The sequence below is a fragment of the Paracoccus salipaludis genome, assembly GCF_002287065.1.
GTDB lineage: Bacteria > Pseudomonadota > Alphaproteobacteria > Rhodobacterales > Rhodobacteraceae > Paracoccus > Paracoccus salipaludis.
The window spans coordinates 99,180-115,171 of record NZ_NSJZ01000004.1; the positions used below are offsets into that span (position 1 = coordinate 99,180).

Consider the following 15,992-nt stretch of genomic DNA (forward strand, 5'->3'; position numbering starts at 1 on the left):
TTCGGTCAACCCACTGCATTGCGCGGCCCCTTAACGCTTGATGTTGGTGGTTTCCTGCAGCATCTCGTCCACGGTCTGGATGACCTTGGCGTTCGAGGAATAGGCGCGCTGCGTCTGGATCAGGTCGGTCAGTTCGGCCGCGACATCGGTGGTCGAGCCTTCGCGCGCATAGCCCGCGATCGAGCCCGTGGGTCCGTCGCCCGCATCCCACAGGAAGAACGATCCCGAGGTGGTCGAAACCTGGTAGGTCTGGCTGTTCAGCGCGGTCAGGCCGTTCAGGTTGGGCACATCGACCAGCGGGATCTGGTAAAGCGTGCGGACGAAGCCCGTGTCATAGGTCGCGCGCAGCATCCCCTGCTCGTCGGCCTCGACCGTCGCCAGGTTGCCGACCGGCGAGCCGTTCTTGGTGATGTTGGTGGGCGCGAAATCGGCCGCGAACTGCGTCAGTCCGTTGCGGTCCCCCAGCCGCCCGATGCCGATCGTCATCGGCCCGCCCTGCACCTGCAGCGGAAGCTCGCCCGTGGCGGGGTCGTAGGCCGGGCCCGTCAGGGTCGTGACCGAGGCCAGGGTGCCGCTGCTCGGCGGCTGGTCGCTGAAGACCAGGGCATAGCTGCCGATCAGGTTGGACGCGGGGTCCATGGCGGCATCCCGTATCTCCATCGTCCAGCCGTTGGAGGGCAGCGCGCCCGCCGCGGGCGTGGGCGTGAAGGTGACGAGCAGGTTCTCGGACGTGCCGAGATTGCCGAAATACTCGATCGCGGTCGTCTCGGGCGTGGCGGTCGCCCCCGGCCTTGTGGCCCCGGCCGGCAGGTTGATCCCCAGGGACATGCGCGTGGTCGGGTCCGCCGAGGTCTGGTTCGAATTCAGCACAACCGGCCGCAACCCGCCCACGGCATCACGCATCTGCACCGGGATGGTGCCGTCCGCATTCGCCGGCCAGCCCATCAGCACCAGTCCCGAATCGGTCCTGAGCACGCCTTCGGCATCAGGGCGGAACGACCCCGTCGTGGTCATCATCATCGGCTGGTCGCCCATCCCGCTGTCCAGAAGGACCGAGGGCATCACCGGCAGCATCCCCCGCCCCGTGGTGGCAATGTCCAGCGCATTGGACGAGGTCACCAGCGCGCCCTTTTCGTCGATCAGCCGGGTGCTCATCCCCCGCACGCCGCCCGCCGAGTAGAGCCCGCCGCCGCGCGCCTGGCTGATGACAAGGCTTTCGAACTCGGTGTTCACCCGCTTGTAGCCGTAGGTGCCAGAGTTCGCGATGTTGTCCGAGATGCCGGCCAGCCGCGTCGCATTCGCGGCGAGACCGGCGATTCCGGCATTGAGGGACGAGGAAATCGACATTCGGATCACCTTGGTTGTGAGTCGCCGTTAGGCCGCAGAATGGAGGCAAGGACTTAATTTCCCGCTAACGCGGGCGGCCAGCGCCGGTCATCTGAGCAAAATGACCTCGATCCGGTTGTTGGCCGGGTCCATGGCATTCGAGTTGCGGGGCTTCTTGTCCCCGAAGGCCGTGACGCGCTGGATGCGGTCCTCCTCCAGGCGGCCCCGGACCAGCAGTTCGCGGACTGCATGGGCGCGCTGGTCGGACAGCGGCCAGACCGGATCATGGATCATCATCTCGGGAAAGGCGCGGACATGGCCGGTGATCGCCACCTGGTTCCGGGCCCGGCCCAGCACCGAGGCGAGGATGGCCGTCAGCTCGCGCAGGACGGGCGTGGGCTGTGCCGTTTCGCCGTCGAACAGGGGTTCGTCCACGACGTCGCCCAGTTCGATCACCAGCCCCTCGTCGGTCATGCGCGTGACGACATGGCGCAGCAGGTTCACCCGCTGCATCGATTCCCCGCCGCGCGCCGTCAGCGCATCCTGCAGCGCGCGGGCCAGTTCCTGCATCTCCGCGTCGCCCGCGGCGGCAGGAACGGACCGGTCCGCCGGGGGGTCGAGCGACCTGCCCCCGTCCATCCCCTGCGCCCCGCCCGACCGCGCATGCGCGATGGTGGGGTCGAAGTAATCGGCCAAGCCCTGCCGCTGCTTTTCGGTGGTCGCGTTCAGCAGCCACATGAGCAGGAAGAAGGCCATCATCGCGGTCACGAAATCCGCATAGGCGACCTTCCAGGCGCCGCCGTGGTGGCCGCCCTCGCCCCCGCCCTGCACCCGCTTGATGATGATGGGCGAAGCAGTCCTGTCAGCCGGCATCGGCACCCCCGTTTCCTTGGGGAAAGCCTTAGCAGACCAGGACTTGCCCGGGCGTTAACGGATCAAATGCCGCACATTTCCTCGGCCATCATCACGGCCGCCTTTTCCGCGATCATGATGGTGGGGGCGTTGGTGTTGCCCGATGTGATCACGGGCATCACCGAGGCATCCACGACCCGCAGCCCCTCGACCCCGCGCACGCGCAGGCGGGGGTCCACGACCGCGCCCTCGTCCGCGCCCATGCGCGCGGTGCCCACGGGATGGAAGATGGTCGAGCCGACCAGCCCCGCCGCATGGGCCAGTTCCTCGTCCGTCTGGTAGTCGGGGCCGGGCTTGAACTCCTCGGGGCGGTATTTCGCCAACGGTTGCTGCGCCATGATCCGGCGCGTCAGGCGGATGGCGCGGGCGGCCGTCAGCCGGTCCCCCGGCGTGGACAGGTAATGCGGCGAGATCACCGGCGGCCGCATGGGATCGGGCGAGCCGATCCGCACATGGCCCCGGCTTTCGGGCCGCAGATGGCAGACGCTGGCGGTGATCGCGGCGAAATCATGCAGCGGCTGGCCGAAGGCTTCCAGGCTCAGGGGCTGGACGTGCCATTCCAGATCGGGCGTCGCCACGTCGGGCGACGAGCGGGCAAAGGCGCCCAACTGGCTGGGCGCCATGCTCATCGGGCCGGTGCGGCGCAGGACATATTCCGCGCCGATCATCCCCTTGCCCCACCACCGCCGGGCAAGCTGGTTCAGCGTCCGCGCCTCGGACACCTTCCAGCTGCAGCGCAGTTGCAGGTGGTCCTGCAGGTTCTCGCCGACAGACGCCTCGCGGATCACGGGAATCCCCATCTCCTGCAGCAGCGCGCCGGGGCCGATTCCGGACAGCTGCAGGATCTGGGGCGTATTGATGGCGCCCGCGCTCAGCACGATCCGGCCGCCGCGCACCACCTCGGCGCGGCCGTCGGCGTAAAGCTCGAGCCCCACGGCGCGGTTGCCCTCGAAGACCACGCGGCGGACGTGGCGGCCCGTCAGCACCGTCAGGTTCGGGCGCCGCATGGCGGGACGCAGGAAGGCGCGGGCGGCAGAAACGCGGAAGCCCGACTTCTGGCTGACCTTGAAATAGCCCACGCCCTCGTTGTCGCCGGTGTTGAAGTCGTCGGTCGCGGGGATGCCGACCTCGTTTGCCGCCTTCGCCCAGTCGTCGAGGATGTCCCAGCGCAACCGCTGGCGCTCGATCCGCCACGGGCCGCCTTCGCCATGGTGTTCCGAGGCGCCGGCGAAGTAGTCCTCGGACTTGAGGAACAGGGGCTGGACGTCGTCCCAGCCCCAGCCGGTGCAGCCCATCTGCCGCCAGCCGTCGTAATCGGCGGCCTGCCCCCGCAGATACAGCATCCCGTTGATGGAACTGCACCCGCCCAGCACCCGGCCCCGTGGATAAAGAAGCTGCCGCCCGTGAAGCCCGGGGTCGGGCGCGGTCCTGTACATCCAGTCGGTGCGCGGATTGCCGATGCAGTAAAGATAGCCGATCGGAATATGGATCCAGGGGTAACGGTCGCTTTCGCCGGCCTCGATCAGCAGGACGCGCAGGCGCGGGTCCTCGGACAGCCGTGCGGCCAGCACGCAACCCGCACTGCCCGCCCCTGCAATGACGACATCGTGCATCCCGGCACCCCTCCCCTTGTGGCGGGTGATGCTAGCAGGGCCGCAGGCCGGGGCAAGCGCAGCGGCGCGCTTGCGCGGCGGCGCGCCGGGCTTATCTTGATGCCCATGATCGAGGCGGGACAGTATGACATGCGGACCGGCGCGGGGCTGATCGCCTGTCCGCGCTGCGATGCGCTGCATGTGGAAGCCGAACTCACCGAAGGGGAAACTGCCCGCTGCGTCCGTTGCGGCCATGTGCTGGCCCGCCCGCGCGAGGGCGCCTTCACCCAGATCGTCGCGCTGTCCTTCACCTCGCTGGTGCTGATGGTCGCGGCGGTGTTCTTCCCGTTCCTGGAGGTTTCGCGCATGGGAATCGGCAACGCCACCTCGCTTTTCGGGGTGGCGATGGCCTTTTCGGAAGGCTGGCTGATGCCGCTGACGGTGGCGGTGCTGGCCTTCATCGTGGGCCTGCCCGCCCTGCGCGCGGTGCTGCTGGTCTATGTGCTGCTGCCCATGCGCGGCCAGGGGCGGCCTGCGCGCCATGCGGGCGAAGCCTTCCGGCTGTCGGAACTGCTGCGGCCGTGGTCCATGGCCGAGATCTTCGTGATCGGCACCTCGGTCGCGCTGGTTAAGGTCGCGGGGCTGGCAACGGTCAGCCTCGGGCCGGCCTTCTGGGCCTTCTGCGCCCTGATCATCGTGGGCGCGGCCAGCGACGTCTTCACCTGCGCGGCGACGATCTGGGACACGCTCGAGGACCGCGGCGCCTTCACCGACGGGCGCGAGGTCGTGCCGGACCCGGAAACCGCGGCGCACGACCGGCAGATCGTCGAAGGCACGCCCCCTGCCCCGGACCACGCCGCATGAGCGCTTCCGATGGGCTGTCCGATCACGCCCCGGTCCTGACCGCCCATCGCGCGGGGCTGGTCGGCTGCCGGGGCTGCGGGCGCGTCTGGCCCGAAACCACGGATGTCTGCGGCCGCTGCGGGGCGCCGCTGGTTCCCCCGGACCGGCGCAGCCTGCAGGCGGTCTGGGCCTGGTGGCTGGCGGGGCTGATCTTCTACATCCCCGCGAACCTGTGGCCCATGCTGCGGACGCAGTCCTTTCTGGGGCTTGCTGGGAACACCGAGGCCACCATCCTGGGCGGCGTCATCGACCTGATGCATTACGGCAACTACGGCATCGCGGCGATCGTCTTCGTGGCCTCGATCGTGGTGCCCATCGGCAAGTTCGTCGTCATTGCCTGGCTTGCCCGCGTGGCCGGCAAGCCCGCCAGCGTCGAGGCCGCCCATACGCGCCTGCGCGCCCTTGAAGCGGTCGAGTTCATCGGCCGCTGGTCGATGATCGACGTCTTCGTGGTGGCGATCCTGTCGGCGCTGGTGCAACTGGGCTTCGTGGCCTCGATCCACCCGGGCCCGGCGGCGGTCAGCTTCGCGCTGTCGGTTGCCTTCACCATGCTTTCGGCGCTTAGCTTCGATCCGCGGCTGATCTGGCGCGGATTGCCGCTTCGAACGCGCAGGGACAGAACAGCCGAATGACCGACATGCCCCCGACCAACGACACGTCCCGCGTGGACGCGGCCGATGCGCCGCTGCGCCCTGCCAGCCCCGTCCGCCGCACCGCCGCGCGCGCGGCCCGCGCCGGCGTCTCGGTCATCTGGGCCGTGCCGATCATCGCGCTGCTGGTGACGATGGCCTTGGCGTGGAATGCCTATGCCGGACGCGGGACACTGGTGTCCGTGGCCTTCAACGACGCGACCGGCATCACGCCGGGCGAGACCGAGTTGCGCTTCCGCGAGATCCCCGTGGGTCGGGTCGAGGCCGTGCGCTTCACTCACGACCTGCAGCGGGTGATCGTGGACATGCGCGTGGACAAGGACATCTCGCAGTTCATCGACGACGATGCCGAGTTCTGGATCGTCCGCCCCGAGGTCTCGGCCCAGGGCATCTCGCGGCTCGACACGGTGCTGACCGGCGCCTTCATCGAAGGGTGGTGGGACAACGATCCCGGCGGCGTGGAACTGGCGCTGCACGAAGGGCTGGACCGCCCCCCACTGACGCGCAGCAACGAACGGGGGACTTGGGTCACGCTGACCGCCGCCGACGCCTCGGGGATGACCGAAGGCGCGCCGATCTTCTATCGCGGGCTCACGGTCGGGCGCATGCAGAACCTGCGGCTGGCCGAGGGGGCCGAGTCCGTCATGGCCGATGTCTTCATCGAGGCCCCGCATGATCAGCAGCTGACCACGACCACGGTCTTCTGGGACACCTCGGGCTTTTCGGTCTCGCTGGGGACCAACGGCATCTCGCTGGACGTGGCCTCGGTTTCGTCGCTGCTACAGGGGGGCGCCGAGTTCGCCACCCTGTCCTCGGGCGGCCAGCCCGTGCAGCCGGGCCATGTGTTCCAGCTTCAGCCCGACCGGCAGACGGCGCAGAACAGCCTGTTCGCCGCCTCGCCGCAGGACGAGCTGCGCCTGACGATGCTGATGTCCGAGGCCGTGCGCGGCCTGACCGAGGGCGCCGACGTCCAGTTCCAGGGCCTCACCGTGGGCCGGGTCACGGGCCTGTCGGTGCGGGTCGTGCCGGGTCCCGAGGGCCAGCCGGGGCAGGTGCTGCAGGACATCACGCTGGCGGTCTCGCCCCAGCGCATGGGACTGCCCGAGGACGCCGGGCCCGACGAGGCGCTGGCCTTCCTGTCGGGCAGCGTCGAGGGGGGCCTGCGCGCCCGCATCACCGGCGCGGGCTTCTTCGGCACCTCGCTGATGGTGGAACTGGTGGACCTGCCCGGCGCACCGCCGGCGCAGGTCGTCGCGGATGCCGAGCCCTATCCGGTCATTCCCTCGGCCCCGCCGGACCTGTCCGACATCTCGACCACGGCGCAGGGCTTCATGGCGCGCATCGGCAACCTCAAGCTCGAGGAGCTGCTGAAGTCCGCGACCGACATGATGAACAGCGTCACCGCCATCGCCAGTTCGCAGGACACCCGCGCGATCCCGGAATCGCTGCGCCGCACCATCGACGAGGCGAACGTGACCATGACGGAACTGCGAACCGCCACGCAGGAGCTGCGCGCCTCGGGCGTGGTGGAAAACGTCGCGGGCGCGACCGCAACCGCCAACGAGATCGCGGGCAAGCTGAACGGGGTGGCCGACCGGCTGCCGCGCATCGCCGAGAACGTGGAAACCGCCACGACCTCGATCCGCGACGTGGATTTCAACGGCATCGGCGACCAGATCACCCAGGCGCTGGCCGACATCCGGGGCGTTTTGGGCACCGAGGCCGCGCGCAGCCTGCCCGACCGGCTGGGCAACGCCGTGGACAGCCTCGGCTCGGCCGCGGGCGACGTGGGCGCCATCGCCTCGGACCTGCGCCAGCAGAACCTGGGGCCGCGCGTGGGCCAGTTCGTGGACGAAGCCTCTGCCGCCGCGACCGCCGTGCGCGAGGCCGCCGCCGACGTGCCCGAGATGGTGGACCAAGTGGACGAGGCCGCCGCCTCGATCGACGAGTTCGACTTTGCCGGGGTCAGCGCCTCGGCGCGCGGGCTGATCGAGGACCTGCGCGCCATGCTGGGCACCGAGGATGCCGAGCAGCTGCCGCGCAACCTGTCGGACACGCTGCAGGCGGCCTCGGGGCTGCTGAACGACCTGCGCGAAGGCGGCGCGGCCGGCAACCTGAACGCCGCGCTGCAATCGGCGCGCCGGGCTGCGGACCAGGTGGCGCAGGCGGCAACCACCCTGCCGGGCCTGTCGCAGCGCTTCCAGGCGCTGGCGGGCCGGGCCGAGGCCGTGATCGCCGCTTACGGCGACCGCGGGGCCTTCAACACCGAGACCATCAACACCATGCGCAGCCTGCGCCGCGCGGCCGAAGCCTTCGGCAGCCTCGCCTCCACCATCGAGCGCAACCCCCGCGCCTTCATTCTGGGACGATAGACCATGCGCCTTGCCCTTTCCCTTCTGGTCCTCGCGGCGCTGGCGGGCTGTTCGAACCCCGAAAAGACGGGCCGCTACCTGATCGACCCGCCGACGCCGCAGGTCCGCGTCGCCAACAACCTGGGGACAGCGGAACTGCGGGACGTGTCGCTACCCGAATACGCCCGCTCGGGCGAGGTGGCCTGGCAGACCGCCGACGGGGCGGTGCGGTCGAACCCGCGCAACCTGTGGGCCGACCAGCCCGAACGCGCCTTCACCCTGACGCTGGCGCGGGCGATATCCGACATGTCGGGCGCGACCGTGATCGCCGAGCCATGGCCCCTGGCCGAGCCGCCCAAGCGCCGCGTCGAGGTGCGGGTGGAAAAGGCGCTGGCGCAGCTTGACGGGATCTATCGCCTCAGCGGGCGCTATTACGTTTCGCAGGACAGCGCGGGCGGGACCAACCATGCGCGCAGCTTCGATATCGCGGTGCCGCTGCCGGTAACGCAGGGCTCGGCCAGCAGCCTGGGGGGCGGCGGGGCGCGCAAGGTCGAGGCTTCTCCGCCCGCCATTGCCGCCGCGCAGAACGCAGCCATCGCGCAGCTTGCCGCGCAGATCGCCACGCTGGGCGGGCCGGGCGGCACGATCCGCACCACGGCGCCCCAGCTCGACCCGATCTTCTCGACGCCGCTGGAGCCCCTGCCGCCGCTGGAGCCCCTGCCGGAGGTCGGCATCGAGCCGGTGGGCTGAAGCTCAGCCCTCGCCGGGCTGGAAGGCGCCGAAGCGGCCGGCCGCGAAGACCAGCGGGTGGTCGTCGGGGCCCCCGACCGTGACCTGCGCCACGCGGCCCACGAGGATGCTGTGGTCGCCGCCGTCATGCACCGCATGGGCGTGGCAGTCGAAGCGCGCGGCGACCCCGGGGATCAGAGGCGTGCCCAGCGCCGTCTCGCCCAGCTCCAGCCCCTCGAACTGCGGGCCGCCCCTGGTGAAGCGCAGGCAGATGTCCAGCTGCTCGGCCCCCAGCACATGGATCGACCACGCTCTCGCCTCCGCGAAGATGTCGTGGCGCGACGACGACCGTGCGGGGCACCACAGCACCAGCGCCGGGTCCAGCGACACGCTGGTGAAGCTGTTGACCGTCATCCCGACCGGGCCCTTCGGCCCCGCGACGGTGACGATCGTGACGCCCGTGGCGAAGCGGCCCAGCGCCTGGCGGAACTGGCGGCCGGGCTCGGTGTCGGGGTGAAAGCTGATGGCATCGGCCAGGCGGTCGAGCGTTTCGGGCGGCAAACGGTTCATCCTGCGACCCTTCCCGGTCCGGTCTGCGCGGGCTCCGGCGGCTCAACGTCCAGCGCCGCGATCAGTTCGCGGTGCAGGTCCGGCGGGGCCACGACCAGCCCGTCGCCCAGGGGCGGCATCTGGTTGAAGCGCAGCCCCCGCCCGCGGCGGTCGCTGACGGTGCAGCCCGCCTGCACGGCGATCAGGCTGGCCGCCGCCACGTCCCATTCCCAGACGGGCCGCATCGACAGGGTGGCGTCGAACCGCCCCTCGGCCACGAGGCACAGCCGCCAGGCCAGCGAGGGCCGGAAGCTGCGCCTGATCCGGGGCACCCGCCGCCCGCGCCAGAAGGCGGGGTCCAGCGCGGCCTTGGTCGTCAGCACCTCGGCGCCCTCAAGCCGCGCCTTGCGGGGGCGGATCACCTGGCCGTTGCGCGTGGCGGGCTGACCGGCTGCGGCCGCATAGGTCACGCCCCGTGCGGGCTGGTGGACGACCCCCGCGACGGGCTGGCCGTCTTCCACCACAGCGACGGCCACGGCGAATCCGTCCTCGCCCGCGATGAAGGCGCGGGTGCCGTCGATCGGGTCGATGACGAAGACGCGGGCCGCGGTGGCGCGCCGGGGGTCTTCGGGGCTTTCCTCGCTGAGCCAGCCGTAGTCAGGGCGGGCAGCGCGCAGGGCCTGTTCCAGTGCGTCATTGACGGCCAGGTCGGCCTCGGACACCGGGCCGGCGCCTTCGTCCTTTTCCCAATGGCGGAAGGTGCCGCGCCAGTGGGCCAGTGCGATCCGGCCCGCCTCCTCGGCGGCACGGATGATGAGGTCGAGGTCAGTTTCCGGCAACGATCATTCCTTCGACCAGAAGGCTGGGGACGCGCAGGCTGCGCCAGTCGGGCAGGTCGTTGGCGGCGGTGATCCGCATCAGCATCTCGCGCAGGTTGCCCGCGATGGTGCATTCGTTGACGGGAAAGGCGATCTCTCCGTTCTCGACCCAGAAGCCCGCCGCGCCGCGCGAATAATCCCCCGTCGTCGCGTTGACCGAGGCGCCCAGCATCGAGGTCACGACCAGCCCCCGCCCCATGTCGCGGATCAGGTCCCGGGGCGAAGCCGTGCCCGCCGTCAGCGCGACATTCGTCACCCCCGGCGAGGGCGCGGACGAGGTGCCCCGCACCGCGTTCGCCGTCGATTCCATCCCCAGCTTGCGCGCGGTCGCCAGGTCCAGCGTCCAGCCCTGCAGCACGCCGCCTTCCACGATCATGCGGGGCGCGGTCGCCAGCCCCTCGCCGTCGAAGGGGCGCGAGGCGCCGTGGCGCGGCAGGCGCGGGTTCTCGGCCAGGTCGAAGCCCCCGGGCAGAACCGGGCGGCCCAGGTCGCCCCGCAGCCAGCTCGACCCGCGCGCCACGGCACTGCCGTTCACGGCCGACAGAAGATGCGAGATCAGGGTCGAGGCAACCCGCTCGTCGTAAAGGATCGGGAAGGCGCCGGTCGGAGGCTTTCTCGCGCCCCGCCGCGCCACCGTGCGCTCGCCCGCGCGGCGGCCGATCTCCTCGGGCGAGGGCAGGTCCTCGGCCCAGACGCGGCTTTCCCCGGCCCAGTCGCGCTCCATCCCCAGGCCTTCGCCGGTGATGGCCACCGTCGAGAGGCCGTGGCTGCTGCGGCCGTAGCCGCCCGAAAAGCCGTTCGTGCCCGCAAGCCAGCTGCGCCGGTGCATGACCGAGGCGCTGGCGGATTCGACCATGCTGATGCCCTCGACCGCCAGGGCCTCCGCCTCGGCCCGCAGGGCGAGGTCAAGCAGCGCCTCGGGCTCGGGCGCGGTGGCGCCGTCGTCCAGTTCCAGCGCGGTCCCGTCGGGGTCGCGGGTGATCTGCGCAGGATTGGCCAGGCCCACGTTGTCGTCCACGGGGGCCTCGCGCGCCATGGCGACGGCACGCTCGGCCATCTCGCGGATCGTGCGGTCGGACCGGTCGCTGGCCGAGACGCAGGCCTGCCGCCCGTTCACGATGACGCGCAGTCCGATCTCGATCCCGTCGGCGCGCTCGGCATGTTCAAGCGCGCGGCCCCGCACCTCGACCGACAGGGATTCGCCCGCGACCGCCACCGCGTCGGCCTCGGTCGCACCTGCGGCACGGGCGGCGGCAAGCAGGGCATCGGTCAGGGGCGCGAGATCCTGGGGCGAGGGTCGGGTCATGGGCAAGGGCCTTCCGTGGATGCGCAAAGGGGACCGGACATCGCCCGGCCCCCCGCTTTCGCCGTCAAGGGCGGTGTTACTGCACCTGCTGGCCGTTGGCAAAGATCTGGCCGCCCTCGCGGAATTCATACTGGCCGACCAGGGCATCGCCGCCCTCGGGGGCGGGACGGGCGAACAGCGCCAGCATCATGCGGTAGCCCGCGACCTCGTCCTGCGAGATGACGCCCATCTGCACCAGCCGGTCGATCAGCCCGTTCACGCCCTCGAACCGCGCCTGCACCTGGCCCACCGGCTGCTCGGGATTGCCGCCCTCGGGCACCGACAGTTCGCCCGAGGCGTCAAGGCTGGCGCCCGCCGCCGACAGGGCCAGCTTGTTGATCGCCACCTGGACCGGCTCGAAGGGGCTCGGCATCTCGGGCGGAAGCTCGGCACTGTCCTCGGCGGGTGCCGCGCCCGTCTCGGCCGAAGGCGCGGTGGCAGGGGCCGCCGGGTCGCCCTCGGCAGCCGGCGCGTCACCATGAGCATGTTCCTCGTCACCATGAGCATGTTCCTCGCCCGCGGCCTCGGCCTGTTCGGCGGCCTCCATCAGGGCGGGGTCGAACAGGTCCATGGTCACGCGGACCAGGCCGGTGAGATCGACGTCCAGGCTCGCCGGGTCGCGCGGCAGGACGCGGGCGCTGTCGAACAGGTCCCAGACGCTGTCGGCCAAGGTCAGCCCGCCGATGGAATAGGCGAACTTGAACGGCGCGGGCTCGGCGGCCTTCAGCACCGGGAACTGCATGTCGAAGCTCGCCTCGGTCAGGGTATAGCCGACCGGCGCGGGCAGGTCGCTGACCGTCATCTCGGTCGAGGTCGAGTCGATCCCGCCCTGGTATTTCAGCCCCTGCGGTCCCAGCGCCAGCGTCACGTCCACTCCTTGCAGGGTGGTGTTCGCCTTGGCCGTGTCCTGCTGCCCCTGGTCGTCCGTTCCCGCGAAGTCGAGGTCCAGCCGCCCCTGCCCCGCCGTCAGCGCGGCCGTCACGTCCATGCCCGCGCGCAAGGCGGTGTGCATGGCCTGGCTGATGTCCACGTCCTTGGGCAGGCTGCCCGCGCTGGTCGCCTGCAGGTTTTCCAGCGAGCCGTTCACCTTGATCCGCCCCGGGGCCTCGCTGCCCTCGGGATCGGCATAGTCGGCCGCGATCTCCATCCGGTCGGCGGCCATGGTCGCGTCGAAGCGCATCATCTCGGCATCGGTGATCTGCTGGCGGCTGGTGGCGTTCACCAGCTTGACCGAGGCGGGAACCTCGCGCGTGCCCTCGGCGGTCTGGACGCTCTGCAGCGCCAGCGTCAGTTCGCCCGAGCGGCTTTCGTGGGTCATGTCGGAGGCCGTGCCGCCCGACAGGATCTCGGTGTCGCGCGCCACCAGAGAGCCGTTCAGCGTGACCTGCCCCCCCTCGGAATCGCGGAAGGTCGCCGTCACGGGCGAGGTTTCGGCCAGCGTGGTGCGCACGCGACCGTCGCCGGTGGCGGTCATGGTGATCTCGGGGGTGCGGAACTCGACCCTGGTGCCCTCGTCAGGCTGTTCGTAGCCCACGACCACGTCGCGGAGCGTCAGGGTCTCGCCCGCCTCGTCGCGCGCGCCCTCGGTGACGGTGTAGCCGTTCGCCTTGTAATACTCGACCCAGTTCTGCCAGACTTCCGAGGGCGTCACCTCGGCCAGCGCGGGTGCGGCGAAAGCGACGACGGCAAGGACAGAGGTGGTCGTCCGCAAGAACATGAGTCGATTCCTTTGAAGAATTACGGCGATGCGACGATAGACGGCGCATCGTCGCACATCCACGCGCCGCGTCACAGGAGACAGTCTTGATCGAAACGAATTCTTCCCGCGAGGGGTTCTTCACGATCGCGTTGAACCGGCCCGACAAGGCCAATGCCCTGACCCCCGGGATGATCGCCCAGCTGATCGCGGCGGTGCGCGCGGCGGTGGACGGCGGCGCGCGGGCGATCGTGCTGACCGGCCGGGGCCGCGTCTTCTCCGCCGGCGCCGACCTCGAGGCCGCGCGGGCGGGCCTTGCGACCTCGCCGCTGTGGGAGGAACTGTCGGGCGCGATCGCCTCGGCCCCGGCACTGACCATCGCGGCGCTGAACGGCACGGCGGCGGGGGGCGCGCTGGGCATGGTGCTGGCCTGCGACCTGCGGATCGCGGTGCCCGGGGCCAGGCTTTTCTACCCGGTGATGAAGCTCGGCTTCCTGCCCCAGCCCTCGGACCCTGCCCGGCTGGCGGCGCTGGTGGGCCCCGCGCGCGCGGCGATGATCCTGATGGCGGGACAGAGGATCGAGGCCGAGACGGCGCTGGCCTGGGGCCTTCTGGATCGGATCGTGCCGCCCGAGGCGCTGATGGACACGGCCGAGGCCCTGGCGGACGACGCACTGGGGGCCAGCGCGGATCACGTCGCGGGGATCAGGCGGATGATCCGGGGCGGCTGAGGCTCAGGAATCGGCGGGCGGGTTCGCGCGCGTCACGATGAAGACCGCCACGGCCGTCAGGATCACCACCTGCACCGCCCAGTAAGGGTGGGGCAGGATGAACCAGCTGACGCAAAGGCCGACGGCCATGCTGACGCAGACGATGACCTTGACGCGCGGGTCGATGGCCCGGTGTTCCTGCCAGTCCCGGATCTGGGGGCCGAAGACCGGATGGGTCATCAGCATGTTGTGGAACCGCGGCGACGAGCGGTTGAAGGCGAAGGCCGCCACGATCAGGAAGGGCACGGTGGGCACGATCGGCAGCACCGACCCGGCAAGAGCCAGGACGATGGCGAGAATCCCGATCGCACCCCAGAGAAGCCGCATCAGTAGCGGTAATGCTCCGACTTGAACGGCCCCTGGACCGGCACGCCGATGTAATCGGCCTGGTCGGGGCGCAGTTCGGTCAGCTTGACGCCGATCTTGTCCAGATGCAGCCGCGCGACCTTTTCGTCCAAAGCCTTGGGCAGGATGTAGACGCCGGGCTGGTATTCGTCGCCCTTGGTCCAAAGCTCGATCTGCGCCAGCACCTGGTTGGTGAAGCTGGCCGACATGACAAAGGACGGGTGGCCCGTGGCGTTGCCGAGGTTCAGCAGGCGGCCTTGGCTCAGCAGGATGATGCGGTTGCCCGAGGGCATCTCGATCAGGTCCACCTGGTCCTTGACGTTGGTCCACTTGTGGTTGCGAAGGGCCGCGACCTGGATCTCGTTGTCGAAATGGCCGATGTTGCCGACAATGGCCATGTCCTTCATCTCGCGCATGTGCTCGATGCGGATCACGTCCTTGTTGCCGGTGGTGGTGACAAAGATGTCGGCGGTGGACACCACGTCTTCCAGCAGCACGACCTCGAAGCCGTCCATCGCGGCCTGCAGGGCGCAGATCGGGTCCACTTCCGTGACCTTCACGCGCGCGCCCGCGCCGCGCAGGGACGCGGCCGAGCCCTTGCCTACGTCGCCATAGCCGCAGACCACGGCGACCTTGCCCGCCATCATCACGTCGGTCGCGCGGCGGATGCCGTCCACGAGCGATTCCTTGCAGCCGTACTTGTTGTCGAACTTGGACTTGGTGACGCTGTCGTTCACGTTGATCGCCGGGAACGGCAGGCGGCCCTGCTTGTGCAGGTCATACAGGCGATGGACGCCCGTCGTGGTTTCCTCGGACACGCCACGGATGGCGTCGCGCTGCCGGGCGAACCAGCCGGGCGACTGCGCGATCCGCTTGCGGATCTGGGCGAACAGCGCCTCCTCCTCCTCGGACTGGGGAGTGGCGATCAGGTCGGTCTCGCCCGCCTCGACCCGCGCGCCCAGCAGGACATACAGCGTCGCGTCGCCGCCGTCGTCCAGGATCATGTTCGCGGTTCCCTCGGGGAACTGGAAGATGCGGTCGGTATAGGCCCAGTATTCCTCAAGCGTCTCGCCCTTGACGGCGAAGACGGGGATGCCCGCGGCGGCGATGGCGGCCGCGGCGTGGTCCTGGGTCGAATAGATGTTGCAGGACGCCCAGCGCACCTCGGCGCCCAGCGCGACCAGCGTTTCGATCAGCACGGCGGTCTGCACGGTCATGTGCAGCGACCCCGCGATCCGCGCCCCGGTCAGGGGCTTGGCCCCGCCGAATTCCTCGCGCAGGGCCATCAGGCCCGGCATCTCGGTCTGCGCGATGTCCAGTTCCTTTCGGCCGAAATCGGCCAGGCCGATGTCGCGCACGAGATGGTCGGGAGAAGCTGCCGGATTCATCGAGGACCTCGCTGGAACGGGAACAGGGCGGCCTTGTCACAGACCGCCCTCGAAAGCAACGCAGGTTCGGTGAAACGAGGCGTTTTTCCCCGATCAGCCCAGGCCGACCTTGGCGTAGAAGGCCCCCGGATCGACCCCGTCCTGATAGCCGATCCCCGAGGCGATCACGCAATGGGTGTCGCCGCGGTCCAGAAGCACCGTCCAGGTGCCCATCAGGTCCGAACCCCACAGCTGCGTCCCATCCGCGCGGCGGGCAACAAGATCCTCGTCGAACTCGGACTTCAGCGCGGTGCTGACGATCGGCGCGGCATCGCACCAGGGCAGGTTGCCGCTGGACTCGGTGGTCTGGGCAGGAAGGCTGCGCACGAGTTCGACCACCTCGGGCCCGGACATGCCGGCCACGGCCGTCCATCCCTTGACGGGCGCGTTCAGCGCGGGCGACGGGACGACGGCGGACTGGGCGGCGCTCACGGAAAGCGTGGCGGCAAGGGCAGCAAGGGCAACACGGGGCAAACGCATAGCAAGCGCCTTTCCTCAAACATCGTCAAGCAGTTTCAT

At 70.0% G+C, this 15,992-nt stretch carries 15 protein-coding genes; 5 read left to right on the forward strand and 10 right to left on the reverse strand.

Annotated elements, in window-relative coordinates; all coding sequences use genetic code 11:
• Positions 1 to 30: 30 nt before the first annotated feature.
• From CK240_RS06855 to CK240_RS06865, 3 genes are all read right to left on the reverse strand, one after another.
• Positions 31 to 1,347 (reverse strand): flagellar hook protein FlgE, encoded by a 1,317-nt coding sequence (locus CK240_RS06855; RefSeq protein WP_095639600.1) that lies wholly within the window; start codon positions 1,345 to 1,347, stop codon positions 31 to 33.
• A gap of 87 nt (positions 1,348 to 1,434) precedes the next feature.
• Positions 1,435 to 2,199 (reverse strand): flagellar motor protein MotB, encoded by a 765-nt coding sequence (locus CK240_RS06860; protein WP_095639601.1) that lies wholly within the window; start codon positions 2,197 to 2,199, stop codon positions 1,435 to 1,437.
• A 62-nt stretch (positions 2,200 to 2,261) separates the two neighbouring features.
• The gene (locus CK240_RS06865) at positions 2,262 to 3,851 is read right to left on the reverse strand and encodes a GMC family oxidoreductase (RefSeq protein WP_095639602.1); all 1,590 of its coding nucleotides are present in this window, start codon (positions 3,849 to 3,851) and stop codon (positions 2,262 to 2,264) included.
• A gap of 105 nt (positions 3,852 to 3,956) precedes the next feature.
• On the opposite strand from CK240_RS06865, the gene CK240_RS06870 reads away from it, so the two are divergent.
• Genes CK240_RS06870 through CK240_RS06885 form a run of 4 tightly spaced genes read left to right on the forward strand, consistent with a single transcriptional unit; the run spans position 3,957 to position 8,484 of the window.
• A complete protein-coding gene (locus tag CK240_RS06870; RefSeq protein ID WP_095639746.1) occupies positions 3,957 to 4,694 on the forward strand; it encodes a paraquat-inducible protein A in 738 nt (245 codons plus the stop codon).
• Entirely contained in the window at positions 4,691 to 5,365 is a 675-nt protein-coding gene (locus CK240_RS06875; protein WP_095639603.1) for a paraquat-inducible protein A, read from the forward strand. The genes CK240_RS06870 and CK240_RS06875 overlap by 4 nt, the downstream gene beginning before the upstream one ends.
• Positions 5,362 to 7,755, forward strand: coding sequence for a PqiB family protein (locus CK240_RS06880; protein ID WP_095639604.1), 2,394 nt, complete (start codon positions 5,362 to 5,364; stop codon positions 7,753 to 7,755). Before CK240_RS06875 ends, CK240_RS06880 begins: the two co-directional genes overlap by 4 nt.
• Positions 7,756 to 7,758: 3 nt before the next feature.
• Positions 7,759 to 8,484: a PqiC family protein gene (locus CK240_RS06885; protein ID WP_095639605.1), complete on the forward strand. Its 726-nt coding sequence runs from the start codon at positions 7,759 to 7,761 to the stop codon at positions 8,482 to 8,484.
• A 3-nt stretch (positions 8,485 to 8,487) separates the two neighbouring features.
• On the opposite strand, the gene ferA is transcribed toward CK240_RS06885, so the two are convergent.
• From ferA to CK240_RS06905, 4 genes are all read right to left on the reverse strand, one after another.
• Positions 8,488 to 9,033 (reverse strand): flavin reductase FerA, encoded by a 546-nt coding sequence (gene ferA, locus CK240_RS06890; protein WP_095639606.1) that lies wholly within the window; start codon positions 9,031 to 9,033, stop codon positions 8,488 to 8,490.
• Positions 9,030 to 9,851, reverse strand: a complete 822-nt coding sequence (locus CK240_RS06895) for a 3'(2'),5'-bisphosphate nucleotidase CysQ (RefSeq protein ID WP_095639607.1) — start codon at positions 9,849 to 9,851, stop codon at positions 9,030 to 9,032. Before CK240_RS06895 ends, ferA begins: the two co-directional genes overlap by 4 nt.
• Positions 9,838 to 11,196: a TldD/PmbA family protein gene (locus tag CK240_RS06900; protein WP_095639608.1), complete on the reverse strand. Its 1,359-nt coding sequence runs from the start codon at positions 11,194 to 11,196 to the stop codon at positions 9,838 to 9,840. Before CK240_RS06900 ends, CK240_RS06895 begins: the two co-directional genes overlap by 14 nt.
• A gap of 76 nt (positions 11,197 to 11,272) precedes the next feature.
• Positions 11,273 to 12,952, reverse strand: a complete 1,680-nt coding sequence (locus CK240_RS06905) for a DUF2125 domain-containing protein (RefSeq protein ID WP_095639609.1) — start codon at positions 12,950 to 12,952, stop codon at positions 11,273 to 11,275.
• 86 nt (positions 12,953 to 13,038) lie between these two features.
• On the opposite strand from CK240_RS06905, the gene CK240_RS06910 reads away from it, so the two are divergent.
• On the forward strand, positions 13,039 to 13,662 hold the full coding sequence (locus tag CK240_RS06910) for an enoyl-CoA hydratase/isomerase family protein (RefSeq protein ID WP_095639610.1): 624 nt from the start codon (positions 13,039 to 13,041) through the stop codon (positions 13,660 to 13,662).
• A gap of 3 nt (positions 13,663 to 13,665) precedes the next feature.
• On the opposite strand, the gene CK240_RS06915 is transcribed toward CK240_RS06910, so the two are convergent.
• The 3 genes from CK240_RS06915 to CK240_RS06925 all read right to left on the reverse strand — a co-directional run bounded on the left by CK240_RS06915 (position 13,666) and on the right by CK240_RS06925 (position 15,953).
• Positions 13,666 to 14,028, reverse strand: coding sequence for a YbaN family protein (locus tag CK240_RS06915; RefSeq protein ID WP_095639611.1), 363 nt, complete (start codon positions 14,026 to 14,028; stop codon positions 13,666 to 13,668).
• Complete coding sequence (gene ahcY, locus CK240_RS06920; RefSeq protein WP_095639612.1) at positions 14,028 to 15,434, reverse strand: adenosylhomocysteinase; 1,407 nt, start codon at positions 15,432 to 15,434, stop codon at positions 14,028 to 14,030. Before ahcY ends, CK240_RS06915 begins: the two co-directional genes overlap by 1 nt.
• Before the next feature lie 93 nt (positions 15,435 to 15,527).
• Entirely contained in the window at positions 15,528 to 15,953 is a 426-nt protein-coding gene (locus tag CK240_RS06925) for a hypothetical protein (protein ID WP_095639613.1), read from the reverse strand.
• Positions 15,954 to 15,992: the final 39 nt, after the last annotated feature.

What these genes read in the sequence shown, in the direction of transcription:
- CK240_RS06855 (WP_095639600.1), bottom strand. Translation starts at nt 1,347, where the DNA reads ATGTCGATTTCCTCGTCCCTCAATGCCGGAATCGCCGGTCTCGCCGCG.
- CK240_RS06860 (WP_095639601.1), bottom strand. Translation starts at nt 2,199, where the DNA reads ATGCCGGCTGACAGGACTGCTTCGCCCATCATCATCAAGCGGGTGCAG.
- CK240_RS06865 (WP_095639602.1), bottom strand. Translation starts at nt 3,851, where the DNA reads ATGCACGATGTCGTCATTGCAGGGGCGGGCAGTGCGGGTTGCGTGCTG.
- CK240_RS06870 (WP_095639746.1), top strand. Translation starts at nt 3,957, where the DNA reads ATGATCGAGGCGGGACAGTATGACATGCGGACCGGCGCGGGGCTGATC.
- CK240_RS06875 (WP_095639603.1), top strand. Translation starts at nt 4,691, where the DNA reads ATGAGCGCTTCCGATGGGCTGTCCGATCACGCCCCGGTCCTGACCGCC.
- CK240_RS06880 (WP_095639604.1), top strand. Translation starts at nt 5,362, where the DNA reads ATGACCGACATGCCCCCGACCAACGACACGTCCCGCGTGGACGCGGCC.
- CK240_RS06885 (WP_095639605.1), top strand. Translation starts at nt 7,759, where the DNA reads ATGCGCCTTGCCCTTTCCCTTCTGGTCCTCGCGGCGCTGGCGGGCTGT.
- ferA (WP_095639606.1), bottom strand. Translation starts at nt 9,033, where the DNA reads ATGAACCGTTTGCCGCCCGAAACGCTCGACCGCCTGGCCGATGCCATC.
- CK240_RS06900 (WP_095639608.1), bottom strand. Translation starts at nt 11,196, where the DNA reads ATGACCCGACCCTCGCCCCAGGATCTCGCGCCCCTGACCGATGCCCTG.
- CK240_RS06905 (WP_095639609.1), bottom strand. Translation starts at nt 12,952, where the DNA reads ATGTTCTTGCGGACGACCACCTCTGTCCTTGCCGTCGTCGCTTTCGCC.
- CK240_RS06915 (WP_095639611.1), bottom strand. Translation starts at nt 14,028, where the DNA reads ATGCGGCTTCTCTGGGGTGCGATCGGGATTCTCGCCATCGTCCTGGCT.
- ahcY (WP_095639612.1), bottom strand. Translation starts at nt 15,434, where the DNA reads ATGAATCCGGCAGCTTCTCCCGACCATCTCGTGCGCGACATCGGCCTG.
- CK240_RS06925 (WP_095639613.1), bottom strand. Translation starts at nt 15,953, where the DNA reads ATGCGTTTGCCCCGTGTTGCCCTTGCTGCCCTTGCCGCCACGCTTTCC.